Origin of the sequence: Paenibacillus sp. MSJ-34 (genome assembly GCF_018918005.1) — a bacterium.
Classification (GTDB): domain Bacteria; phylum Bacillota; class Bacilli; order Paenibacillales; family Paenibacillaceae; genus MSJ-34.
Map to the genome: position 1 here is coordinate 12,870 of NZ_JAHLPR010000009.1, position 25,765 is coordinate 38,634.

At 53.0% G+C, this 25,765-nt stretch carries 19 protein-coding genes; 15 read left to right on the forward strand and 4 right to left on the reverse strand.

All coding sequences use genetic code 11. The features are described 5' to 3' along the window. Nucleotides 1–51 precede the first annotated feature (51 nt). The 3 genes from KQI79_RS06330 (at nucleotide 52) to KQI79_RS06340 (ending at nucleotide 3,345) form a co-directional block, all read left to right on the forward strand. Entirely contained in the window at nucleotides 52–1,485 is a 1,434-nt protein-coding gene (locus tag KQI79_RS06330) for an extracellular solute-binding protein (RefSeq protein WP_216537384.1), read from the forward strand. Between the two features lie 156 nt (nucleotides 1,486–1,641). Continuing rightward, nucleotides 1,642–2,919 (forward strand): hypothetical protein, encoded by a 1,278-nt coding sequence (locus tag KQI79_RS06335; RefSeq protein ID WP_216537385.1) that lies wholly within the window; start codon nucleotides 1,642–1,644, stop codon nucleotides 2,917–2,919. A 159-nt stretch (nucleotides 2,920–3,078) separates the two neighbouring features. Continuing rightward, nucleotides 3,079–3,345: a sulfatase/phosphatase domain-containing protein gene (locus KQI79_RS06340; protein ID WP_216537386.1), complete on the forward strand. Its 267-nt coding sequence runs from the start codon at nucleotides 3,079–3,081 to the stop codon at nucleotides 3,343–3,345. A 931-nt stretch (nucleotides 3,346–4,276) separates the two neighbouring features. Here KQI79_RS06340 and KQI79_RS06345 read toward each other — a convergent pair. Next, nucleotides 4,277–5,197 carry a polysaccharide deacetylase family protein gene (locus KQI79_RS06345; RefSeq protein WP_216537387.1) on the reverse strand — a complete coding sequence of 307 codons (921 nt, stop codon included), beginning with the start codon at nucleotides 5,195–5,197 and terminating at the stop codon, nucleotides 4,277–4,279. Between the two features lie 248 nt (nucleotides 5,198–5,445). On the opposite strand from KQI79_RS06345, the gene KQI79_RS06350 reads away from it, so the two are divergent. The 9 genes from KQI79_RS06350 (at nucleotide 5,446) to KQI79_RS06390 (ending at nucleotide 16,828) form a co-directional block, all read left to right on the forward strand. Beyond that, entirely contained in the window at nucleotides 5,446–6,369 is a 924-nt protein-coding gene (locus tag KQI79_RS06350) for an ABC transporter permease (RefSeq protein ID WP_230190982.1), read from the forward strand. Nucleotides 6,370–6,382: 13 nt separating this feature from the next. Beyond that, nucleotides 6,383–7,264, forward strand: a complete 882-nt coding sequence (locus KQI79_RS06355; protein WP_216537389.1) for a carbohydrate ABC transporter permease — start codon at nucleotides 6,383–6,385, stop codon at nucleotides 7,262–7,264. Nucleotides 7,265–7,375: 111 nt separating this feature from the next. Continuing rightward, nucleotides 7,376–8,965 carry an extracellular solute-binding protein gene (locus KQI79_RS06360; protein WP_216537390.1) on the forward strand — a complete coding sequence of 530 codons (1,590 nt, stop codon included), beginning with the start codon at nucleotides 7,376–7,378 and terminating at the stop codon, nucleotides 8,963–8,965. A 33-nt stretch (nucleotides 8,966–8,998) separates the two neighbouring features. Next, nucleotides 8,999–10,039 carry a response regulator gene (locus tag KQI79_RS06365; protein WP_216537391.1) on the forward strand — a complete coding sequence of 347 codons (1,041 nt, stop codon included), beginning with the start codon at nucleotides 8,999–9,001 and terminating at the stop codon, nucleotides 10,037–10,039. After that, nucleotides 10,039–11,904: a cache domain-containing sensor histidine kinase gene (locus KQI79_RS06370; RefSeq protein ID WP_216537392.1), complete on the forward strand. Its 1,866-nt coding sequence runs from the start codon at nucleotides 10,039–10,041 to the stop codon at nucleotides 11,902–11,904. The genes KQI79_RS06365 and KQI79_RS06370 overlap by 1 nt, the downstream gene beginning before the upstream one ends. Beyond that, nucleotides 11,891–12,661 (forward strand): SDR family NAD(P)-dependent oxidoreductase, encoded by a 771-nt coding sequence (locus tag KQI79_RS06375; RefSeq protein ID WP_216537393.1) that lies wholly within the window; start codon nucleotides 11,891–11,893, stop codon nucleotides 12,659–12,661. Before KQI79_RS06370 ends, KQI79_RS06375 begins: the two co-directional genes overlap by 14 nt. Before the next feature lie 26 nt (nucleotides 12,662–12,687). Beyond that, the gene (locus KQI79_RS06380) at nucleotides 12,688–14,991 is read left to right on the forward strand and encodes a DUF4962 domain-containing protein (protein ID WP_216537394.1); all 2,304 of its coding nucleotides are present in this window, start codon (nucleotides 12,688–12,690) and stop codon (nucleotides 14,989–14,991) included. Nucleotides 14,992–15,187: 196 nt separating this feature from the next. Then, nucleotides 15,188–16,156, forward strand: a complete 969-nt coding sequence (locus tag KQI79_RS06385) for a sugar kinase (protein WP_216537395.1) — start codon at nucleotides 15,188–15,190, stop codon at nucleotides 16,154–16,156. 9 nt (nucleotides 16,157–16,165) lie between these two features. After that, nucleotides 16,166–16,828: a bifunctional 2-keto-4-hydroxyglutarate aldolase/2-keto-3-deoxy-6-phosphogluconate aldolase gene (locus KQI79_RS06390; RefSeq protein WP_216537396.1), complete on the forward strand. Its 663-nt coding sequence runs from the start codon at nucleotides 16,166–16,168 to the stop codon at nucleotides 16,826–16,828. A gap of 461 nt (nucleotides 16,829–17,289) precedes the next feature. Here the strand turns inward: KQI79_RS06390 and KQI79_RS06395 are convergent, their stop codons facing one another. Then, entirely contained in the window at nucleotides 17,290–17,976 is a 687-nt protein-coding gene (locus KQI79_RS06395; RefSeq protein WP_216537397.1) for a metal-dependent hydrolase, read from the reverse strand. Nucleotides 17,977–18,039: 63 nt separating this feature from the next. Then, a complete protein-coding gene (locus KQI79_RS06400) occupies nucleotides 18,040–18,927 on the reverse strand; it encodes a helix-turn-helix transcriptional regulator (RefSeq protein ID WP_216537398.1) in 888 nt (295 codons plus the stop codon). Nucleotides 18,928–19,068: 141 nt separating this feature from the next. On the opposite strand from KQI79_RS06400, the gene KQI79_RS06405 reads away from it, so the two are divergent. The 3 genes from KQI79_RS06405 to glpK all read left to right on the forward strand — a co-directional run bounded on the left by KQI79_RS06405 (nucleotide 19,069) and on the right by glpK (nucleotide 23,009). Next, the gene (locus KQI79_RS06405) at nucleotides 19,069–20,604 is read left to right on the forward strand and encodes a sulfatase family protein (protein WP_216537399.1); all 1,536 of its coding nucleotides are present in this window, start codon (nucleotides 19,069–19,071) and stop codon (nucleotides 20,602–20,604) included. Nucleotides 20,605–20,740: 136 nt separating this feature from the next. After that, the gene (gene fadH / locus KQI79_RS06410) at nucleotides 20,741–21,505 is read left to right on the forward strand and encodes a 2,4-dienoyl-CoA reductase (RefSeq protein ID WP_216537400.1); all 765 of its coding nucleotides are present in this window, start codon (nucleotides 20,741–20,743) and stop codon (nucleotides 21,503–21,505) included. Between the two features lie 10 nt (nucleotides 21,506–21,515). After that, entirely contained in the window at nucleotides 21,516–23,009 is a 1,494-nt protein-coding gene (gene glpK, locus KQI79_RS06415; protein ID WP_216537401.1) for a glycerol kinase GlpK, read from the forward strand. Nucleotides 23,010–23,275: 266 nt separating this feature from the next. On the opposite strand, the gene KQI79_RS06420 is transcribed toward glpK, so the two are convergent. Then, entirely contained in the window at nucleotides 23,276–25,657 is a 2,382-nt protein-coding gene (locus KQI79_RS06420) for an Ig-like domain-containing protein (protein WP_216537402.1), read from the reverse strand. Nucleotides 25,658–25,765 lie beyond the last annotated feature (108 nt).

A 25,765-nucleotide genomic window follows, 5' to 3' on the forward strand; every position in this document is an offset into this window, starting at 1 on the left:
TATAACCGAAAAGGAGTGTTCGCGATAAAAAAATTCGCTTTGGAGGCAGGAATGAAAGGGAAGTTTGTAAACAAGGCAGTATTGACGGTTCTATGTTGTTTGCTTGCGGCGGGATGCGCGGGCGGCGCCGGCCGGAAGCCGGTTGAAGAGGCCCAATCGACGCTTAAAGTTCTTTATTTCAACGAAAGCGCATTTTATCAGCAATATGGCGACTTATTCAGCATGGAGAACAAGAATGTCGAACTTGAGGTGGTAAGCACTCAAGGCTTGAACAACAATTTGGAAGACAAAACATACGAAGAAGCGTTTAACGAACTCGTGGAAAAAGAGAAGCCGGATGTGTTGTTGTTAGACCCGGGCACTTTTGCGGAATATATTAACGATGGCAAGCTTCTGGAATTGGATCCGCTCCTTAAGAAGGATCAATATTCTGTAGAAGGAATTTATCCGGGGTTGCTCGATATGTTAAAGGAATTGGGCGGAAGCAAGCTGTACGGACTTGCCCCCACCTTTTACGGGAACGCGGTTTTCTACAATCGGGAGTTGTTCCGGAAGTATGGGGTAGAACCGCCGCATGACCAAATGACCTGGCAGGAAATATTGGACTTGGCGCGCCGGTTTCCGGCGGATGGGGACGAGGAGTCGCGGGTATACGGGTTCGGCAATGACTATTCGGCATCCGTGGACTATTTGATTAATAAAATTGCGAGCTCCGAAGATCTGATGTACGTCAATCCGGCAACGATGAAAGTGACGGTCGACACCGATTCCTGGAAAAGGGTCTATGACCTTGCTATTCAAGCCAGCAGCGCGGGAGTGGTCTATAGCCCGAAGGATGGCGGTTTTATGGGCGGAACGATCGAGCAATTCTATCGAAGCCAACCTTTCCTTATGGGACGGGCGGCGATGATGGTAGGCGATCCGTTTACGCTGCAAATGTTGAAGCAAGCGAAAACCGCAATCAAAGATTACAAACCGTTTGAGCTTGGAATGGTGTCCGGGCCTGTAGATCCGGCCGATCCTTCGACGACCCGAAATGCCGGCATCAACGAAATTTTTGCCATTCACGCCCAATCGGCGAATCAAGATATCGCGTGGGAATTTCTGAAATTCGTGAACGGCGAAGATTACGCCCGAGTGAAATCGAGATCGATGAACGGCGATTTGATGTCAAGGATGGGGTTTATGAAAGACGATAACGGGCAGAGCCTGGATGTGTTCTACGCTTTGACACCGAAGCTGAACCGGAACGATATGAATTCGCGTAAAGTTCCGACGGAATTCCGCGGGCAGTTCCAATCCTTGATGAGCGAAGAGATTGCTCTGGTTCAAGAGAACAAGAAGTCGCTCGACGAAGCGCTTAAGACGATTCAGGAGAAAGGGCAAGCGGCTTTGGATCAAGCATTGAAAGTGCAAAAGGACAATAAGGGGAACCAAGGCGGCGACGCGAATGAGGTGTTTATTATGCCGCGGCCGGCAAACTAAAGATTTGTGTAAATCCCTGGCTTTGAATAGGCGGCTTCGTGCAACCTATTTTATAGCCTGGGATTTTTTGCGTATCATGTTACTTAAAAACGGAATTCGCGTTATACTAAGGAAATTGAGTAGCCAGATTTACTTAGACAGGAGGAAATTTGTTCCATGATACCGATCGCTAAACGCGCTTTGCCATTCTTGTTAACCGCATTCCTCGCAATTTCCTTGACCTGTAAAACTGTGTCCGCCACCGAATTTACAACCCTCCCTGAACCGGTGTGGACAGCCGCCGTACCGGCCAATACGACAACGGACGAATATTATAAGAACCTTTATTTCACGGGACAAAGGCCTCTTCCCGTCGTAAACTCCGATTCCCGAACTGCATTTACATTCCTGTACCAGTCGGGTCTATCAACAGGCAAGTACAAATTACTTGCTTTGGACGACGACAATGGGCGGCAGAAATGGGTGCATGCTTCCCCTTTTAAGTACAACCCGTTTGATATGGATCGATTCGGCAACGTTTACTACCAAGATGAAGAAAAGTCCGGAAACCGGATGATCTACAAGTTGGTCGCCCTGGATGCAAATAATAAGCAACGCTGGGTGAAGACGTTTGACAACTCATTCAATTACAACGTGCTTGACGACGGACGCATCGCGGTCGTTACTTTTTCCAGGGAGAACGTCACGGTTACCCTATACTCGAAGGAAGGCAAACTGCTCGTTGCAAGGAAGTTTGACGGGGAAATTCGACATATTCAGGGAAATTACATAGGAGTACGAAACTTAAAAGCGCCGAACAGTACAACAACGATCGATATCTATTCCATATCTTCCGGCAAGAAAATCGTGACGGTTGCACAACCGCAGGATTATATCAGTAACGTATATGCCGACTTCGACGTGCTAAGCGGCGGAACTCTTCTCGTTCCCATATACAATGCGAAGACCGGCGTAGAGACCCTGAACGGCTACGCACCCGACGGGCAGAAAAAATGGAGCAGGACCTTGCCAAAACCGTCGCAAGTGACTGAAACCGGAACGATGTACGCGAGAACCATTTACGACTCCTTGTTCGTGTCTGTCGGCAACAACTTTGTGATTCAGGAAAAAAATAAACTTAGCTTGTATGACACAAACAACAAACTGATCGCGGAGAAGACGTTTTCGGAATTGCCGGGACAGGGCAAATTGCAAAGGTTAGACGATCAGACCTTCGTCTTTGGAGCAGTAGAGGAAAAAGAACCGTGGTATTTCGCATCCGAACCCGAACCTAAGAAGGCGATCTATTATGTCCTGGACTCTCGTACACTGGGGATCATGAATTCGCTCGTGATTGATGACGCCCTTTTTAACCAGGCGGATGTACGCTTTCATGATGCGAATACGTTTTATATTGACACGAAGGATCGCCTTGCCAAGTATGTTCTGAAATAGTCTGTCATTGTTGTGTTAGTTCCTAATGCTCGGTTTATAGGTAGTTGACCGCGCGGCCGAAGCTCTCCGAAGTACATTTCCAGTTGACACCGGCATCGTCTAAGCCTACATTTTTAGAGTATATTGGTCATCCGTTGCCGGGGAGTGACTGCCTTGTTCATGAGCGGAATATACCGGAAGCGCATCGGCAGCAATTTGTTCGTTCGAATGGTCTTCATATTCTCTGTCATTGCGATTATAACGATCGTGACGCTTTCTCGCTGCAGACCGCCGGAGTGGGAACTGTTCGATCTGGAGAAGGACCCGTACGAAGTGAACAATGTATACTCGCACCCCGACTATGCGGACACCGTCCGCCAGTTGAAACAGAAGCTTGCGCGGCTGCAGCGGGAAGTTCTCGACGAGCCTGTGGAGCAAATCGATTAATCGTTCTTGACAGAGAGGGCTGTCCCATTAGTCATCGAAGATGCCAATGGGCGGCCCCTGTTTTTGTAACCGGAAAATCCGGGTAAGCATGAAGTGTCTTCACGACAAGCGGCAAGCGCGGAAGAAACCGCTTAATGAAGCAGTATAACGCGCTGTCGGTTCGACGCATGACGGAGCCGGAGTGTGTATTCGGATAAAGCAGTCTTCTGCCTAGAAGGGGATGTCTCACATAGTTTCCAAGGCGATTCGCGCAGCGCTTTGTTTGGCGGTAGCGAAACTGGTTATCCTTATTAGGCTCAAAATGAGGACGTTCCTATCCTAACGAAAGTACGTATCGCTATTTATTAGAAATCGGCGGTTTTACCGCCTTTTTCCCCTCATTAACGTGTTCTAGTTTCTTTACACGCGCAACAAGGTAATTTACAGGCTAATAGCGTGTATATGTTTCGTTAGCCCGCCTGAGGTCGCCACCCGCTGCGGTATTTTATGAAATGATTCTATCCTGCAAAAAATACAACATTAGGAGCGGTAAAACTGCAAATTTTGCAGTGATGTTGTAAAAAATACAGCATACTGGCGCCTAATATGCAAAATCGGCGACGATGACGTGTTTATGTTGTACATTCTACAACCATTCGGTCCGTGAAGCTCATTTCGGTTCAGTAATGTTGTACAGAATACAACTTACATGTTGCCTTCGGATTGGGAAGCGCCCAAGTCGCTCGATCCGCGTAACCGCTCGTTCCGCTTAGCCGCTCGATCCGCTCGACTGCCGCCGGTTTCTTTCGAAGCGGCTCGGCGCCGCCTTCTGTTCAACGATAACTTGGGCGAAATCCGTTTCCAGCTAGGGCGTTTCCTTACTCGGGGAAGTCGATGCTGCGGATCGTTATCCTATAGCCCAGATACGGTTTCCCACCTCGGAGAGCGTCCTTTATCTTTTCTCCGGAATTCCCAGCAGCTCGGGCACCGTAACAAACGTATACCCTTCCTGCTGCAGCCGGGGGATGAGCGCGTCAAGCGCCTGCACCATGCCGGAGAGGTCCTGGTCCCAGTTGCCGGCGCTATGCATGAGCACGATCGAGCCGGGCCGAAGCTGGCTAAGCACAATGTCCTGTATCGTCGCGGAATCGATTTGCTTCCAATCGAGGGAGTCGACGTTCCAGCCGATGACTTTATACTTCATTTTGACCAGTTCCGTCATTAATTCTTCCGTTAAAGCCCCATAAGGCGGGCGAAACATTCGCGGCTTCATCCCCGCCGTCCGCTTGAGCGCCTTATCGGTCTCGGCCAATTCCCACTTCATCCGTTCCACGCCTTCTTTGACCAGCTTCGGGTGCCAATACGTATGGCTTCCGATCGCATGGCCTTCTCGGTGAATGCGCTGCGTTATTTCCGGCAATCCGTCCGCTCTCGAACCTAACAGAAAAAACGTGGCTTTCGTATCGTATTTTTGTAGAATGTCCAGAACCTGCGGAGTAAAGCGGATATCCGGTCCGTCGTCGAAGGTGAGCGCAATTCGGTTTCCTTTCTCCGGGCCGTGCAAGAAAAATGTCTCCGGGAACTTGCGCTGCAGTTCGGCGTTGTCGGCTGGTCGAACGACGCGCTCCGTCGTCTCCGAGCCGCCGGCGAGTTCGTTCGCCGGGTCGGCGGGATCGGGGAGGGGAACGGCTTGGTCGATTTGCGTTCCGCGCGCGGCGGTTCCGCCGTTTGCCAGCGAACTCTCGTTCGTTTCCGCGGCGTTTTCGCTATGTATGGACCGGTCCGGTTGTTCCGCCTGAGGAGCCCGGGCCGTGCAGGAAACGATGACGAGCGCGGCGATCGTCAGTTGAATATAGGGTGCAATCCGTTTCAAATGATATAACCTCCATCGAACTTCGTATGTTCGTAATGTGAACTGGAAGGGTCGGGAATATACATCGGTTGGGCGATATTCCCGGTTTCAGCAACTTCCCGGCTCGGCGAACATTAAAAAAACACGATTCCACAAAAAGCTACGACATGGAGGAAGCCGAAGAAAGCGTTTACGATGTAGATAGGAATTCACATCTTATGGCGTAAAGGAGGTCTGTTATGAAAGCTTCTGTTCAGGCCGCGGCGGGAATGAAGCGGAAGGGCGGCGAGTACAGCGTGCTTCGATTTATGTGGAAGTACAGGGCGCTCTATTTTATCGCGATTCCGGGCATTTTGTATTTTCTTGTCTTCAAGTACGTCCCGCTGCTCGGATCGGTGATCGCTTTCCAGGACTTTAACATTTTCAAAGGGTTTTTCGGCAGCGAATGGGTAGGGTTGAAGCATTTCCGGACGATGTTCGAACATTACGATTTTTTGCGCATTTTGAAAAACACCCTCCTGATCGGCATATACGATCTGTTGATCGCGTTCCCGGCTCCGATCGTGCTGGCGCTTCTTCTCAACGAACTGCGGCTTGTCGTATATAAACGCATCCTGCAAACGATCGTATATATGCCCCATTTCTTGTCATGGGTCGTGATCGCGGGGATGTCGGTCGCCATCTTATCGCCTTCCACCGGTATTTTGAACCAATTTCTCGCCTGGTTCGGCATCGAACCGATATATTTTCTCGGGGAAGAATCTTATATCCGCGGCGTATTGATCGGATCGGGCATATGGCGCGACGCCGGATACGGCACGATCATATACTTGGCCGCCCTTGCCGGAATTAATCCCGATCTGTACGAGGCGGCGGAGATGGACGGGGCGAGCAGGTGGAAGCAGACCTGGTCCATTACCGTGCCGTCGTTGTTGCCGACGATCATGATCTTGTTTTTGCTGCATATCGGCAAATTTCTCGACTTCGGATTCGAACGGGTATGGGTGTTCTTGAACGCGCTCAACATGAACAACGGGGAAATTCTCGACACTTACATTTACCGTGCCGGTTTGCTGTCGCAGCAATACAGCTACACGACCGCCGTCGGCATATTCAAATCGCTCGTCGGCCTTGCGCTTGTCATGATCGGCAATTTTCTCAGTAAGAAAACAACCGGAGAGAGCTTGTATTAGAGGGGGAAATCCTATGAATCGCAAAGTGAGCGTGGGCCGGCGAACGTTTCATGTTTTTAATCTGGTTCTGTTGACCCTGATCGGCCTTACGATGTTCCTGCCGTTTCTAAATGTCATCGCGCAGTCGTTAAGCTCCTCCGACGCGATCATACGCGGAGAAGTCAGCTTCTGGCCGAAACAGTTTACATGGATCAACTATCAATACGTCTTCAGCGATGCGTCGATTTGGCGGGCGTTCGGCGTATCCGTGTTCGTTACCGTCGTCGGTACGTTCGTCAATTTGGTGGCTACCGCGTCGCTCGCGTACCCGATATCGCGCCAGGAATTCGTCGGACGCAATGCCGTCGCGATGATGGTGCTTATTACGATGATTTTCAGCGCCCCGTTAATACCGAATTTTATTTTGATCAAAGAGCTGAATTTAATGAACTCGCCGTGGGCGTTAATATTGCCCGGCGCGATCAGCGCATTCAATTTTTTCGTGATGCGGTCGTTCTTCGCGCAGCTTCCCGCCGAATTGATCGATTCGTCGCGCATCGACGGATGCGGCGAAATGCGGATCATCTCCAGCATCGTCGTGCCGTTGTCCAAACCTGTCATGGCGTCGCTCGGGATTTTCTATGCCGTAAGCCATTGGAACGCATACATGAATGCCCTATACTATATAAACAAGCCTCAATGGTGGCCGCTGCAGGTCAAATTGAAAAAAATGTTCGAAACGGACGATATCAGCATCGACCCGTCGGCATCGCAATTCAGCGATTTGGTGCATACTTCGCCGGAAGGGATCAAGATGGCGGCGATTATTGTCGCAACGCTCCCGATCGTGCTCATCTATCCGTTTTTACAGCGGCATTTCGTCAAAGGAATGATGATCGGCTCGATCAAATCTTAACAAAACACCAGCGCACATTAATTCATTCCATTTTGTAACGGCTGAAAGCGCTTTATAATCAAATCACCTTTAAAGGTATATTTTTTCTAATTTGGGAAAAGGGGGACTACGATGAAAAAATGGATTGGCATCGCGTTAGTAACGATTTTGACGCTTGGCATGCTGCTTGGCTGCGGCTCGGATAAGGCGGGCGAGACTCGGAATGAAACCGGGGGAGGGGAACCCGCCCCGCAGGAGACGGACAATAAACCTGCCGAACCGACGAAGTTTTCGATTTCCATGCGTACGTTAGCCTTTGGACATGTGGAGAACTCGCCGAATATTAACGAAGACAAATGGGTCAAGAGACTGGAAGAACTGACGAATGTGGATTTGGACATTCAATTGGTGCCGCATAAAGAATACGAGCAAAAAATGGTGCAAATGTTCGCGACGAACGATATTCCCGATGTCGTGCAAGGGCAAGGCGGCGTGACCGGCAAAGAAATGGCCGGTTCGGTCGAAGCGGGCGTATTCATGCCGTTGGACGATTTGCTGAAAGAGCATGGGCAAAATTTGTTGAAGGTCATTCCGCAAGACGCCTGGAACCAGATGACGTATGACGGTAAAATCTACGGCATTCCGGAATGGTTGTCCAACCCTTCGCGCCGCGCGACATGGATTCGCAAAGATTTGCTGGATCAAACGGGACTTCCGGTGCCGAAAACAGTGGATGAGTACTTGAATGTGCTTCGCGAATTTAAGAAAATAGGGGTAGAGAATCCGTATATGGGACGTCAAGATTTCAAATATGCGGATACGTTCTTCGGCGCTTTCGACGCGTTCCCGTATTTAAGCCAATTCGAGCTGGTAGACGGCCAAATCTTGCCGAAATTCGCCGATAGCGACAAAATGATGAAAGCGCTTGAAGTTTACAAAACGATGTATGACGAGGGCTTGATCAATAAAGAATTCGCCACGATTAATCCGACGACGTTCAAGAATACCATTCTATCCGGCAAAGCCGGCATATGGTCGATGAACGCCAACGAACTGCTGCAGTGGGAAGCGCAGCTCAAGCAGAACGCGCCGGAAGCGGAACTGGAAATCATCTCTTCCCCCGTCGGGCCTGACGGCAAAGGCGGATATTACTTGTACGGCAGCGTCAACCGCTCCTATTTTATTAACAAAAATTACAAGGAACCGGAAAAAATCATTCAATTTTTCGACTGGATGGTTTCCGAAGAAGCGGAGAAGTTTTTCACGTTTGGCGTAGAAGGCGAGACGTACACGGTCGACAACGGGGAAATCAAATATACCGCCCCGACGGAAACGCAAGCGGTAGACGAAGAACGTTACAGACAGGCGTTTTTATGGATGGTTCAAGATACGACCTACAACAAAGGCGCGCTCAGTTTGACGGAAGAAGGCCGCAAGCTGATCGACGTATACGACAACATCTTGGCGAATGAAGGGCGCGACGGCATCGATTTCGAGCCGCGGCTGGAAGCGCTCAAGAAAAATCCGGATATTACGCCGAATTCCGATACCGCGGCGCCTCTGATCGTTCAGCATATGGTCAAGATGGTGTACGGCCAAGAGAAGATCAGCGACTGGCCGAAAGTGGTCGAAGAATGGAAGTCGAAGGGCGGAAACGACGTGATTAAAGAAGCGACCGAAAAATACAACAACAAGCAAGGCGTTAAGATGCCGCGCCGATAATTATTGTTAATCCATCGGGAAGGAGCTCCTCCTATGTATCGAATCCTTATTGTTGACGACGAACCGATCATCTTGAAAGGCTTGCAAGTGTTGATTCAACAATCCGAGCTTCCGATTTCGTCCATACGTATGGCAGCGAACGGACAGGAAGCGTTGGAGAGGATGGAGGAGGAGTTGCCCGATTTTATATTCTCGGATGTGCGGATGCCGGTCATGGACGGACTGGAATTGTGCAAGCGCATCCAGGAGATGGACGCGGATGTGCAGACGGTGGTCATTTCCGGCTACGGCGATTTCGAATATGCCCGCCAATGCGTCGGTTACGGCGTCAAGGAATATTTGCTCAAGCCGGTATCCAAAGGGCAATTGCACGAACTGCTGGCCAAACTGGCCAAAGGCAAGTCCAAGCGCCGCCAGTCGGGCTACTTGTCGATCGCGAAAATGGATCGGTGGCTCGAGCAGTTCGAGCAGGCCGTTTATTTCTTGGAGAAAGATACGTTGGAGCGGTTGCTGGACGAATGGGAGCAAGAAATTGAAGGCTACCAGTTGCAGCGAGCGCAATATGTGGAACTGGTCGAACAGTTCGATCATCTGCTCATGAAGAAGTTGAAAGCCAGAAGCGTCAATATCGCTGTCGTTCCGTTGCAGCTGCGGCAGGATTGTTCGGCGGAAGCCGCCTGCAAGAGGTTTCGCGATCATATTAGCGAAACCTTCCGCAGTTTGGAGAAGATGCGCAAAGGGAAAGTGAAGGATCCGGTCGAAGAAGCGAAGCTATATATCGAGCAAAATTTGCGCAGCGAGGTTTCGCTGGAAGAAGTCGCGGATATGATCGGGATTCATCCGAATTATTTCAGTTTGCTGTTCAAGCAGATGACGGGAGAGACGTTCATCCAATATCGGATTCGCTGCCGGATGAACCAGGCGAAGAAAATGCTTGGCATGCAGCATATCCGAATTACGGACATTTCGTATGAAGTCGGATACGCCGATCATTCGCATTTCACGAAGATGTTCAAAAAAATGGAGGGGCTGTCCCCGTCCGAATACCGCATGAAAAAGTTAGGAATTCAATAATGAGGGGCAGCATTTCGCGCAAGCTGTACGTCTACTTTCTAATCGTCATCCTGCTGTCGCTGTCGATTATCGGCGCCGTTACGTTCACGCAATCGACCGCCCAGTTGGAGCGCCAATCGGAACGGTATATGTCCCAAATGATTAACAGCGCCGTGTATCATACGGACCTGTATTTGCAAACGTACGAGAAGGCGAGCAAATCGATCTTGTCCGATTCCGATGTCATGAAATTCGTCGATATGGAGCCGGACAATAGTTACGACTATTATTTTTTTAAGAATCAGATCGAGAAAAGAGTGTTCGACCGGACGTTCACGCTTTACCCGCAAGTGAACTTGATCGCCTTGATCAGCGATAAGGGGAGGGCGCTCATCTCCCATCATGTGCGCCAAATCGATGCGAACGAATACGATCCGATGGAATGGTACGCGTTGCTCGACGAGAAGCTGCCGGCCAGCGGCGGGTACGAAATTATGAACACCAAATTATCCCACGAAGAAGGCGACCATTGGATTACGTTGGCCAGAAGGGTGAGAGGCATGCGTTCGCATGACCCGCACGGCATATTGGCCGTGGAATTGAACACAGACGAGATCTCGAAGCTGTGGGGCAATATGGATCTCGGAAGCGGCGGATATTCGTTCATTATCGACGGTTCCGGCGCGTTTATCGATAAGCCGAAGCAGATCGAGGAAGCGGATTTATTGGATGAGCGTTTGAAGCAAAAGCTGCTCGGCGGCAATAAACTTTCATTCATGAGCTCGGTCGGCGACGGCGAAAAACGGATGTATGTGGCGCAGAAGCTGGAGTCCGCGAATTGGCGGCTGGTCATTTCGGTGCCTGTCCGCGAATTGCGGGAGCCGATCCATCATATTCAAAGGACGATCGTCATTGTGGCTGCATTGACGTTTTTACTTGCATTGTGGATTTCCATCCGTTTCGGCCGTTCGATCGTCAGGCCGATTCAATTGTTGACGAAAGCGATGCGCGAGACGGAAAAGGGCAATTGGATGCAAATTCAGGAGATTCGCAATCAGGACGAGACCGGATATATGATCCGCAGCTATAACTTGATGGTGACGCGCTTGTCCGAAATGATCGAACGGGTATACGAAGCGGAACTCGATTCGAAACGGTCGCAGCTCGAAGTGCAGCGAATCGAACTGGAACGGCATAAAGCGGAATTCCAAGCGCTGCAGTTGCAGATCAATCCGCATTTTCTGTACAACACGCTCGAGGCGATCAAATGTTATGCGGTGGTGCAGGACTCGGAAGAAATTATGGAAATGGTGGAAGCGATGGCCTTCATGCTGCGCTATGCCATCCAAACGAATTTGCAGGATATATCCGTCGTCAATGAATTGAAGCATGTCTTGAACTATATGACGATTTTGCAGTACCGAAGCCAGAAGCCATTCGAGCTGGACGTTCGCGTGCCGTCGGAATTGCTGCTGTACCGTATGGTTCGGCTGACGCTGCAGCCGCTCGTCGAGAATGCGTTTCTGCACGCTTTTCCGCAAGGGCTTCAGGAGCATCACTACATCCGCATTCAAGCGGAGATTGCCGGCGACCGTTTTCAAGTGATCGTGGAAGACAACGGGGAAGGAATGCCGGAGGAGAAGCTGAAGCAAATCCGCCGCAAGCTGGAGTTGAACCAGCTCGCGGAGACGGATTCGCATTCCATTTATCATCAAGGCGGCATCGGATTAATGAACGTGCATCGGCGCATTCAGATGGTGTATGGGGAGCAGTACGGTTTAACCGTCGAAAGCGCGCTTTCGCAAGGGACGAGAATGATCATGTCGATGCCGTTTGAACAGAGCATGATTTGCACATACGGAGGGGAAGAACATGACGAACATTGATTTAACGGGGCGGATCGCCTTGGTTACCGGATCGAGCAGCGGGATCGGGTTGGAGATTGCGCGGACGCTCGCCGCGGCGGGCGCGAAAGTAGCCGTCAATTACTTGCAGGACCGCGAGGGAGCCGAGCAAGCGGTCGCGGACATTCGCGCGGCGGGCGGCGAAGCGGCGTCGTTTCAAGCCGACGCGGCGCAGCCCGGACAATTGGAAGCGACGGTCGCGGCGATCGGGCAGACGTTCGGTCGATCGGTCGATATATTGGTGAACAACGCCGGCCATCTCGTGCGCCGGGTGCCGAACGGAGAGATGACGGAAGAGCATTACGGGAAAGTGATGGACGTCAATTTCAAATCTTGCGTGTTTGCCTGCAAGGCGGTATTGCCGGGGATGATCGCGAGCGGCGGGGGGCGGATCGTCAATATCGCTTCGGTCGCCGCCCACGACGGAGGCGGACCGGGAGCGACGATATACGCCGCGGGCAAAAGCGCAATGATCGCTTATACGAAAGGGCTGGCCAAGGAAGCGGGGCCGCACGGGATCAACGTGAATGCCGTATCTCCGGGTTTTATCGGGCAGACGAGATTCCATGCCGCGTTTACGCCCGATGCGGCCAGAGCGGCGACGATCGGCAAAATTCCGCTCGGACGGGAAGGAACGCCGCAAGACGTGGCCCATGCCGTACTGTTCTTCGTTTCGCCGCTGGCAGCCTATATTACCGGCGAGACGCTGGAAGTGAACGGCGGCTTATTGATGAGATAATCAGACTTGCGAGGGGAAGGGATAAGATGGGTACAGCATTATATCAACCGCAGAGCGGTCTGTTGACCGTTCAGTATCAACCGGACGAAACGACCCGGCTTGTCGAAAATCCGCCGCGATTTACGTGGATTCCCGCACAGCTCGAGGAAGACTGCTATGTGCTGCAAATTAGCGAAGACGGGCAATTTCAGGCGGAGCGGACGCTTACGTTCGCTCCGATTCCATATAATTTTTACACGCCGGACCGGGTATTGGCGCCTGGGACGTATTATTGGCGCTACGCTTTATGGGACGGGGGCAAGCAGCAATCCGAATGGAGCGTCGCGAGGCGCTTCGTCGTCCCGGAGGGCTTGCCTGCAACGGCGCTGCCCGCAAGGGAGAACCGTTATGCGCAAGCGCAGGAGGAGCATCCCCGCTTATGGCTGCGAGGAGCCGAGGAGGTGGCGCGCTTCCGGGCCAAAGTGAAGGCGGATCCGATTGGCTCCGGCTGGCAGCCGTTCTACGAGAAATCGGTGCTGCCTTGGACGGCGCGCGAACCGATCCCCGCGCCGCAGCCTTATCCGAACAATCAGCGGACGGCGCCGTTATGGAGAAGCATGTATATTGCCTGCCAGGAAGCGCTCTATGCGATTCGCCATCTCAGTATGGCGGGCGTCATTCTGGAAGACGAGGCGCTGCTCGGCAAAGCGAAAGCGTGGCTGCTGCACGTCGCGGCATGGGATGCCGACGGGGCGACGAGCCGGGATTACAACGACGAAGCCGCCTTTCGGATCGCCGGCGCGCTCGCATGGGGATACGATTGGTTGTACGGCGAATTGTCGGAGGAAGAGCGCGATGCGGTTCGGGGCGAATTGCTGCGCCGCACGCAGCAGGTCGCCGTCCACGTAATCGAGCGCTCCAAAATCCATCAAGTGCCTTATGACAGCCACGCGGTTCGATCGCTGTCCTCCGTGCTTGTGCCATGCAGCATCGCCATGCTGCATGAAGAACCGCAAGCGCGGGAGTGGCTGGATTATACGATGGAATATTACTGGACATTGTATACGCCATGGGGCGGCGCGGACGGCGGATGGGCCGAAGGGCCGCATTACTGGACGACAGGCATGGCGGCGCTGCTCGAAGCGATCGAGTTGATGAAGAAGTATACCGGACTTTCGCTGTACGACCGGCCTTTCTTCCGGAAGACAGGCGACTTTCCGCTATATTGCTACAATCCGAATACGTCGACGCGCACGTCGTTCGGCGACAATTCTACGCTCGGCGAAGCGATCAGCACGAAAGTCGGATATAATATCCGCCAATATGCGGGCGTCACGGGCAACGGCTGGTATCAATGGTATTACGAGAAGGTCAAGGATCTCGATACGGATGCGGATTCGAAATTTTATAATTACGGCTGGTGGGACTTCCGGTTTGACGATTTGCTGTATTTGCACGATTATCCGGCTGTCGAGGCCGTGGAACCGAAGGATGCCGAACCGGTCAAATGGTTCCGCGATGTCGGCTGGGTCGCTATGCATCATCGGATGGAAGATCCGGACGAGCAAATCATGCTGTTGACGAAAGCGAGCGAATACGGCTCCGTAAGCCATAGCCATGCGGACCAGGGGGCCTTTCATATTCACGCCTACGGCGAACCGCTTGCGGTCGAAACCGGTTATTATGTCGCTTTCAACAGCTCGATGCATTTGCGCTGGCGCAGACAGACGGTTTCCAAGAACAGCATTCTGATCGATGGGAAAGGACAGTTCGGCGATATCGACAAGGCGCTTAATATGGCTGCCTCGGGCCGGGTGGAAGAGGTAAGGCGCGAGAAAACGTACAGCTATGTGCGGATGAACGCAACGAACGCGTATATGGAAAACGTGCCGTATATGAAACGTTATGTGCGTGAAATTTATTTCGTGCGGAACAGTTATTTCGTCGTCGTCGATTCCGTCGATTTATCGGAGCCCGGAAGGGTGAACTGGTTGTTCCATACGCTGTACGAAATGAACGTCAAAGGGCAGACGTTTCAAGTTAACGGCCGCAAGGCGTCGATGGAGGGGCGGTTCGTATTCAGCTCGTCGGGCGATTTGACGCTGTCGCAAACGGATGAATTCGTCGGGGTGGATCCGCAGGAAATCGAGGGGCTTACGCGCCACTGGCATCTGACCGCCACGACGCCGCAGGCGGGGTCGCACCGCATCGCGGCATTGCTCGTGCCGAAGCGGAAGGCGGAGAGCGGCAAATATGTGTCTTATTTTGTGGACGATCAAGGGTTCGGCTACAATTTATATTGCACGGATAACGGAGCGACGCAGAAGATCGAGATCGCGAAGGCGTTTTGAACGGCGGGTAATTAAAAAAATACGTATTATATCATTTTTTTGTCATACCTATTGACGGCATTATGTTGTAAAATAGTTGGTAATGAGTTGAAAAGCGCCTCCTCAGGCGCTTTTTCCAACATCTTAGAAAAAGCGGCGCAGCTGCGGGTTCGAAAAGCGGATCGCAAGCGGCGGCGCGCGTGGGATGGTGAAGCCTATGAACGAACAATATGGCAGGCAATCGCCGGAGATCGTGACATTCGGCGAATCGATGGGGTTGTTCATGCCGGCAAGCTCGAAAGGGATCGCTTACTCGTCGCAGTTCGAGAAATCGTTCGGCGGGGCGGAAAGCAATGTGGCGATCGGCGTCTCCCGTTTGGGACATACGGCCGGATGGTTTAGCCAATTGGGCAGGGATCCGTTCGGCACAATGATTATGAAAGCTCTGCGCAGCGAAGGAGTCGACGTATCGCGCGTCAAATATACGTCCGAAGCGCCGACGGGACTCATGTTCCGCGAAGTCGTCGCCGGCAAGTCTTCGGTCTATTATTACCGCCGCCATTCCGCTGCCAGCATGATGGGTCCTTCCGATCTCGACGAGTCGTATATCGCCGGGGCGAAGCTGCTGCATATTACGGGAATTACGCCCGCGCTCAGCCCGACATGCCGGGAAACGGTGCTCGAAGCGGTTCGCACCGCGAAGAAGAACGGCGTCAAAGTTTGTTTCGACCCGAATTTGCGTTTGAAGCTGTGGACGCTGGAAGAGGCGCGGCCGGTTTTGTTGGAACTCGCCAACGAGGCGGATTATTTTCTGCCGGGATTGGACGAGCTTGCCTTGTTGTATGAAACGGAGAATTTCGACGAAATACTAGTAAAGTTGAAACAATTGTCGGCCGTATGCGTCATCAAGGGCGGGGGAGACCGCACTTATTTGCTGGATGCGGGCGAATTGAGCGAAGTGCCTTATTTCAAAGCGAAGCAGGTTGTTGACACGGTCGGCGCCGGGGACGGCTTCTGCGCCGGATTTCTGGTCGGATTGTTGAAGGGGATGAGCCATGCCGAAGCGGTTCGGCTCGGCAACTTGATCGGTTCGATGGTCGTCCAAATGGAGGGCGACTGGGAAGCGATTCCGACATGGGAAGAAGCGAAGGCGGTCCTGGACAATATCAATCATATAGAACGGTAGGATAACGATATGAAAAAAATCAAATTGGTGCAACAAATTGTAGATGCAGGGGTTGTCGCCGTACTGCGCGGCAATTCCCCGGAGGAAGTTGTGAAGATGGCGGAGCAGGCAATTGCCGGCGGCATTAAAATCATCGAAGTGACGATGACCGTGCCTTATGCGCTGCAAGCGATCGAGACGCTGGCGAAGCGTTATTCCAGCGCCGATCCGGCAGCGGACAACTACGCCGTTATCGGTTCCGGAACGGTGCTCGATCCGGAAACGGCCCGTGCTACCATCTTGGCCGGAGCGGAATTTGTCGTCGGTCCGTGCCTGAATGCGGACACGGTCAAGCTGTGCAATCGGTACCGCGTGCCGGTTATGCCCGGCGTGATGACGATTCAAGAAATCCAAACGGCGCTTGAACTCGGTGCGGATATCGTGAAGCTGTTCCCGGGCAATCTGTACTCGCCGTCGATGATCAAGGCGATCAAAGGCCCGCTGCCGCAGGCCAATATTATGCCGACAGGCGGCGTATCGCTCGACAACTTGGGCGAATGGATCAAGGCGGGCGCCATAGCGGTCGGCATCGGCTCGGATTTGACGAACGAAGCCGTCAAAACCGGCGACTACTCGCTCGTGGCGAAGAAAGCCGCACAATATATCGAAGCGTACCGCGAGAGTCGGCGCTAATGATAAGGAAGGGCCGTTCCCCCTGAGTTGGGGCGGCCCTTTCCTGTTGTTGTGCCTTTGGAGCACGTTTCGTAACTGCAAAAATCCATTTATTTTTCCCGGAATGGGCTCATTTGCATGAACTAAATGCAAAAATCCAGTTGTTGCGCGCCCCAAAGGCCCAAAACGGCCTATTTTTCGTTTTGTAAATGGAAAATTGCAGTTATATGAAGCGAACAGCGGTAAATGTTGCGAATTAGATGGATTTTTGCAGTTGCTCGCTGCACGTTACCCTGCACGAACATGCCGCACGATTCCGTACTCAACCCGACACTCACCCCGCACGATCATGCGATTCCGTACCCATCCCGGCGCACGTCCCACTGCATGATCCGCGGTACTATCCCATTGCATGATCCCGGTGCAGATCCGGTTGCACGGCCTCGCAGCATCATCCCACCGTCTGGCGGGCGATCGCCGCCCTAGATCGACACCGATTCTCCCGGACGCAATGCCGTACCGTGTAACCCTTTCTCTTCCAGCTTCTTCACCCATGCTTCCGCGTCCTGCACGATCGGCGGGAAGGTGCTGTGATGGATCGGGATGTAAGTCTTCGCCTTCAGCCACTCGGCCGCAATGGCGGCTTCGTCCGGCCCCATCGTGAAGACGTCGCCGATCGGAAGCGCAGCCGCATCGATGCGATGCAGTTCGCCGATCAGCTTCATGTCGCCGAACAGGCATGTATCGCCGGCGTGGTAGAGCGTTTGGCCGTCCATCGTCAGCAAAATGCCGGCAGGCTGGCCGCCGTGAAGGAACTTCCCGCCTTCCAACTCGAGCCCCGACGAATGAAACGCCAGCGTCAGCTTTACGGTGCCCCAATCGAACGTATGCTTTCCGCCCAAGTTCAAACCGAACGTCTTCAAGCCTACGCCCGCAAAATAAGCGGCGATTTCATGAATGCCGACGATAACGCAGTCGTTCCGGCGGGCGATTTCTTCCGCATCGGCTACATGATCGTAATGCCCGTGCGTCAGCAGCACCGCGTCGACTTCAACTTCCTCCGGCTTGACGGCCGCGAGCGGATTGTTGCGGAGATACGGGTCGATTACGACCTTTTTCCCGCCCGATTCAACGATGAAGCAAGAGTGTCCCAAATATGTAAGTTTCAAGAGTACCCTCTCCTTTCATTTTCATTGATCATTGCTTCTGAATTCAATATAACATATTCGCAATCAGGTCTGAAAATCCTTGCCGCTCTCCCCATGCTGACGGATTCGGTATATGCCCGGCGGCACGGAGCAGTAATGTTTGAACGCCCGCGTGAACGAGTACAAATTCGGATATCCGAGCGTAAGCGCGATTTCGGTAATCGGCAGAGGCGTTTCCCGCAACAGCCGTTTCGCCTTCTCCATGCGAATCTTGATCATGTATCCGACCGGAGAGACGCCTACTTGTTTCGTAAATACTGTGGAGAAGTAAGTGCGGCTGACGCCCGCCAACGCGGCGACCTGTTGAACCGAAATGCCTTCGGTCGCGTGAAGCTCCATATATGCCATGCATTCCCGGATCCAATCATGCGGCTCGGCTCCGCGCGGATGTCCGGCATCGTCGGCGAGCATGGAGAACAGCCTGTACAACAAGCTTCGCAGCCCAAGCGAAACGGAAGGCGCGGGAGCGGGCGATACGGCGCTTCTTATTAAACGCAATAGGGAATCAAGAGTCTCCCTGACCCCGCGATCGATCGCTTGTTCCACGTATGGCGCCTGTTGCCGGAATCCGGCCAGTTCCAGCAAACGATCCGCTTCATCCCCGTCGATCGCCAGCCAGCACATCCGCAGCGTCTCGGTTCCCGGAATTTCACGGTACGTATAGGTTTGTTCCGGATAGAGGCAGAATATATCCCCCTTCCGCAGCGTCTTCTGCATGCCGCCATGTTCCAGCAGCACTTCGCCGTCGTAAACAAAATGCATACTGTAGCACTCAATGCTCTTAGGCCCGACGCAATAGCCGGGCTTCGCGGCATTTCGGCCTGCGCGCACCGGCCAAACCGGCCCGTCGGTATCGATTTTGCCTGGCGTATAGTATAGAAATTCGGCAAACTCATTCCCGTATTCCTTCAAGGATTTTCCCTCCCGCCGATTCGAGTCTTTCTACTTCTCAAGATACCAGATACCTGACAAAATGACAAACGATTCGTACATCATGCCATTTTCGGATATAGGGCGGTCATGTATGATGAACGTAAAGGAGGCGAATCGCTCATGAAGAAACCTAACATTTTGCTTATTACGAGCGACCAACAGCATTGGAATACGATCGGCGCGTTCAACAGCGAAATTTCCACGCCGAATTTGGATCGATTAGTCCGCGAAGGTACGACGTTCACCCGCGCGTATTGCCCGAATCCGACGTGCACGCCCAGCCGCGCGTCCATCATTACCGGCATGTACCCGAGCCAGCACGGAGCCTGGACGCTCGGCACCAAGCTGCTCGAAGACCGTCATTGCGTCGGGGAAGATTTTCAACAGAACGGCTACAAGACCGCGTTGATCGGGAAGGCGCATTTTCAACCGCTGCGGTCTACCGAACAATATCCTTCGCTGGAGTCCTATCCGATCTTGCAGGACTTGGATTTCTGGAAAACATTCAACGGCCCGTTCTACGGCTTCGATCATGTGGAACTGGCCCGAAACCATACGAACGAAGCCCATGTCGGCCAGCATTACGCTCTATGGATGGAGGAAAAGGGTTGCGCCAATTGGCGGGACTATTTTTTGCCCCCGACGGGAACGTTGGACCCGGGCAAGACGTACCATTGGGACATCCCCGAACAATATCATTACAACACCTGGATTGCGGAGCGGACGAATGCGCTGCTTGAACAATATAAGGAAGGGGGAGAGAGCTTCTTTTTATGGTCGAGCTTCTTCGATCCTCATCCCGAATATTTGGCGCCCGAACCTTGGGATTCCATGTACGATCCGGACAAGCTCACCATCCCGTCGGCGGTGCCGGGAGAACATGACAAGAATCCGCCCCATTTCGCGATGACGCAGGAAGAGCATCCCGACTTCTCGCATCTTATGGAGAGCGGTTACGGCATTCATGGGTACCGGTCCCATCATTATTACGAGTACGGCAATAAATTCAGGCTCACGGATTACGATAAGAAAAAGCTGGTGGCCGTCTATTACGGGATGATCAGCATGATGGACAAATATATCGGCCAAATTCTCGCTAAGCTGGACGCGCTCGGACTGGCTGACAATACGATCGTCGTCTTTACGACGGACCACGGGCACTTCTTCGGCCAGCACGGTTTGCAAGCCAAAGGAGGCTTCCATTACGAAGATTTGATCAAGCTGCCGTTCATCGTGCGTTATCCGGGACATGTCCCCGCGGGGCGCGTATCCGGAGCCATTCAATCTTTGGTCGATCTGGCCCCTACCTTCTTGTCCGTATGCGGCATTGACGCGCCTTGCGGGATGACGGGAATCGACCAACGGGAAGTTTGGTTCGGAACGAAAGAGAAAGCGAGAGACCATGCGATCTGCGAATTCCGCCACGAAGCGACGACCATCCATCAGAAAACGTATGTGGACGAAAGGTACAAAATAACGGTATATTACAATCAAACGTACGGCGAACTGTTCGACCTTCAGGAAGATCCGCAGGAAATGAACAACTTGTGGGGCGACCCGGCGCATGCGGAGTTAAAGTCGGCCTTGCTGTTGAAATACGTCTGGGCGGAACTGGGCAAAGAGCCTGTGCCGATGCCGAGAATTTGGCACGCGTAAATTTGCGCATCGGACGGCAAAAGTGTTACATTTGGCAATAAGAAAGAAAGAAGATCCACCCGCATATATTGTTCATAAAGCGTTATTTCCGGCATTGCGCTTTTGTTAGCGCATGACGGCGACTGGGGGGATGCGGGTGAAAGGGAAGGCGATTATCGTTACAGGCGGTTCCAGCGGTATGGGCAAGGCGATGGCGGCGTGTTTCGCGCAAGCGGGAGCGCTCGTCGCCATTACCGGCAGAACCGCTTCGAAGCTGGAAGAGGCGAAGCGGGAAATGGAAGCGTTTCCGGGGCAGGTGCTTGCCGTTCCGATGGACGTGCGCCGCCCGGATCAAGTGCAGCATATGGTGGATGCCGCCGCGGCCGCGTTCGGGCGCATCGATGCGCTGGTGAACAATGCCGCCGGCAATTTCATATGCGCGGCGGAGGATTTGTCGGTGAACGGATGGAATGCGGTCGTCGACATCGTCTTGAACGGTACGTTCTATTGCAGTTCGGCGGTGGGGAAATATTGGATCGCGAACGGCATTCGCGGCAGCATCCTCAATATGGTAGCCACTTATGCATGGGATGCCGGCCCCGGAGTCGTTCACTCGGCCAGCGCCAAAGCGGGCGTTCTCGCTATGACGCGTACGCTCGCGGTCGAATGGGGGCGCAAATACGGCATCCGCGTTAACGCGATCGCGCCGGGGTTGATCGAGCGCACCGGCGGCGCCGAGAAGCTGGTGCTGTCGGAAGCGTCGGCGCGGCGCGCGGTAGAGAGCGTACCCCTCGGGCGTCTCGGCACGCCGGAGGAAATCGCCGGTTTGGCGGCGTATTTATTATCAGACGAGGCCTCTTATATTAACGGCGCATGCGTGACGATGGACGGAGGACAGTCGCTGCATCAAACATTTTTGTAGAGGTGATAGGATGAAGGCGGGATATATTCTAGCGATCGACCAAGGCACCACCAGTTCGCGCGCCCTGCTGTTCGACCGGCGGGGCGACATTGTCGGCATGGCTCAGCAGGAATTTAAGCAGCATTTTCCGAAGCCGGGTTGGGTCGAGCATGATGCCAATGAAATATGGGTTACCGTGTTGGGCGTGATTACGGCTGTGCTTGCGAAGACGAACGTCGGTGCGGACGAGGTGGCCGCGATCGGCATCGCGAATCAGCGCGAAACGGCGGTCGTATGGGACCGCAGTACGGGAACGCCGATCTATCATGCGATCGTCTGGCAATCGCGCCAAACGGCGGATATATGCGATCGGTTAAGGGCGGACGGCTATGAGCCGCTTTTTCGCGAACGGACGGGCTTGCTGATCGACCCGTATTTTTCCGGAACGAAGGTCAAGTGGATATTGGATCATGTGGACGGCGCGCGCGCCCGGGCGGAACGGGGCGAGCTCTGCTTCGGCACGATCGATACGTGGCTCATCTGGAAGCTTACCGGCGGAGAAGCGCATGTGACCGACTATTCCAACGCCTCGCGCACGCTCATGTACAATATTCACGATTTGCAATGGGACGACGAACTGCTGCGGATTTTGGACGTGCCGAAATCGATGCTCCCGGATGTGCGCTCTTCGTCGGAAATATACGGCATGACGCAGTCCTATCATTTCTTCGGCCGCTCGGTCCCGATTGCGGGAGCGGCGGGAGACCAGCAAGCGGCTTTGTTCGGGCAAGCGTGCTTTGAACCCGGAATGGCCAAGAACACATACGGCACAGGCTGCTTTATGCTGCTTAACACCGGTACGCAAGCGATCGCGTCGAAGCACGGCCTGCTCACGACGATTGCCTGGGGGTTCGGCGGCAAGGTGGAATACGCGCTGGAAGGCAGCGTGTTTGTGGCCGGATCGGCCGTGCAATGGCTGCGGGACGGGATGAGAATGTTCAAGTCGGCCAAGGACAGCGAAGCGTATGCGGCAAGAGTCGATTCGACCGAAGGCGTATATGTCGTCCCCGCTTTCGTCGGGCTCGGCACGCCGTATTGGGACAGCGAAGTCCGGGGAGCGGTGTTCGGTTTGACCCGCGGCACGACGAAGGAGCATTTTATTCGCGCTACGCTGGAATCGCTGGCCTATCAGACGAAGGATGTGATTATGGCGATGGAGGAAGATTCGGGGATTACGCTTAGCGCGCTGCGCGTTGACGGCGGCGCGGTGGCGAACGACTTCCTCATGCAGTTCCAAAGCGATTTGCTCGGGGTCAATGTGGAGCGGCCTGTCATGAACGAAACGACGGCGCTCGGCGCCGCTTATTTGGCCGGACTTGCCGTCGGCTTCTGGGAAAACCGCGACGTGATCGCCCAGCAATGCCAGATCGAGCGTACGTTCTCCAGGGCCATGGATGGAGAGCGAAGCGCTGCGTTGTACAGAGGATGGAAGAAGGCGGTGCGCGCGGCGATGGCGTTTAAATGACAAGACGTGGGCTAATCCCCAAAGTTCTCTGATTTTGCGTTCATTTGGACAGAAATAAATGGATTTCTGCAGTTGCGCGGGCGAAACTAGCCCAAATCTCCATTTGTAAATGGATTTTTGCAGTTACATATGTGCGGAACAACAAAACCGACTGGGTACAGCGGGATAAGCATACGCTCCCCCGTGTCCCGGCAAGTTGAAAAAAGCCAAGCAGTATTTTTACCTGCATGGCTTTTTTTCGTCCGGGTCTTGCGGCGGTATAGCGCTTATTCCACCGTCACGAGCACTTTCGTTTTCTTGCCTCCGAAGCTGACCGTGATCGTCGCTTTGCCTTTGCCTGTCGCTTTAATGATGCCGTCCTTCACGTCGGCTACCGTAATTTTGCTCGAGGTCCAAAGCGCCGGCTTCGAGACGTCGATATCGGTGCCGTCCATATAAGTAGCCGTTGCCGTTACTTGTACGGTCGTGCCCTTCTTCATCGTAAGGGCGACTTCATCGGTTTTTAAATATTTCAACGTGTCCACATCGACCGGAATCGTAATCGATTTATTGCCGTATTTGGCGGTTACGTTCGTTTTGCCGTAGCCTTTCGCGGTAATCGCTCCATTGTTGACATCGACGATTTTGTAGTTGCTTGCTTTCCAGTCCGCGTCGGCGGTGACGTCTTTCACGCTTCCGTCGCTAAACGTGACGGTGATTTTCACTTGCGCCTTTTCCCCTGATTTGAGGGAAAGAATGCGGTGGCTCGTTTCCAGCTTTTGAAGAATATCGACCTCTACCGGAATCGACACCGATTTGCCGCCGTACTTGGCGGTAATCGTCGCTTTCCCGCTGTCGTAGGCCGTGACGAGGCCTTTATTGACATCTGCCACTTTCGGGGAGCTCGACTTCCATTCCGCTTCGCCCGTCACGTCGATCGGCTTGCCGGAAGAGTCCGTCGCGGTTAATGTAATAGTTTTCGTGCCGCCTGTATTTAAATTGATAAAGCGCACGTCCGCTTCCAGCTTGTCGGCCAAGCCGATTTCCACCTTCACGGTAACCGATTTGCCGCCGAATTTGGCGGTAACGGTAGCCGTTCCGTTATCCAAAGCGGTAACCAGCCCTTTATCGACCGAAAGCACCTTGTCCGAGCTGACGCTCCACTCGGCTTTTTCCGCTACCGCTTCCTCATATTCGTCATATACGGCGATCAGATTGATTCGGTACTCTTCGTTTTTCTGCAAAGCGAGCGATTTCGGATCGGCCGTCAATTTGCTCGGAATATCGACCGATACCTTTACCGAAGCCGTTTTGCCGCCATAGCTGGCCGTAATTGTCGCTTCGCCCGATTTATATGCGGACGCCCGTCCGCCGTTCACATAGACGATATCTTCCTTGTTCGAAGTCCATTGGGCTTTGCCGGCAATCATTTCCGTCGAACCGTTGGCGTAAGTGGCCTGCAAGGCGAGATCGACGTCTTGATTCACTTTCATGGAGATCGACTCTACCGCAACGCTGCTTCCGCCGTTATCCTTGAGTATTTCCAGACGGCGGGGAATCTCGACATCGACGTTGACGGTAATCGATTTATCGCCGTATTTGGCCGTAATGACCGCAGCGCCCGAAGAGTATGCGCTAATCTCTCCTTTGGAAACGTAGGCGATGCTTTCGTTGCTGGAGCTCCATTCGGCCTGCGCCGTAATATCATCTTCTCTTCCATCCGGATAAGTTGCCGTTAACGTAACCTTCTCCGGCGTTTGGTTTACACGCATGAATATGTTTTGCTTATCGACATCCAGCTTGCGGGTGTTGTCGACATCGACTTTGATCGTTGCCGTCTTGGTGCCGTATTTGGCGGTGATCGTCGCCTTTCCGGGACCGTATGCAGTAATTTCGCCTTTAATGATGTCCGCTACTTTCTCGTTGTCCGAGGACCATTCCGCTTCAGCCGCTACGTTCTTCGTATCGCCGTCGGGATAAATCGCCGTCAGCTCCACCGTTTCCGACTTCGCGGGACCTGCCATCAGCAAGGAAACTTGCGATTTGCTCGGCTCCAGTCTCTTGACGATTTCAACGGCGATAGGAACGGTAACGGTTTGCTTGCCGTACTTCGCCGTAATCGTTGCGGATCCGGGGCTGAGCGCCGTGACCGATCCGTTGACGACGGTAGCGATCGAAGCGTTGTCGATCGACCATTCCGCTTTGTCCGAGACAAGCTCCGTCGAATTATCGGTATATGTGGCCGTCAGCGCAATATCCGCTTTGCTCTGCGTTCCTCCAAGCCGAAGATCGAGGCTTTGCTTGTCTTTGGTTAACGATTTGACCTTCTTGGTAACGGTAACTTTCACGGTCTGCGGCATTTCCTTGTAAGTGGCGATAATGATCGCCGTTCCTTCGCTCTTGGCCGTGATCGTACCCGCGTATACGCTCGCTATTTGTTTGGAATCCTCGTCGCTTGTCCAATCGGCTTTGATCGTGACGTCTTCCGTTTTGCCGTTCGCGTAAACAGCCGTCGCCGAGAGGGATTGCGTGTCTCCGATCTCCAATGACACTTCATTTTTCGATAAAACCAGTTTAGATAGATCCGAATCGGCCGCGAAAGCCATTCCGGAATTGCCAGCACATAAAAAGACTGCTAAAATAATGGCAATAATTTTTGGGAACTTCAACTTTACGATTCCTCCTTCTGCAATTCTGGCGCCTTCTTCAATAGTTGAACTCTATAATGGTTATCGGTATGATTGTAATAAAAATGAATAGGACTTTAGAGATAAAAG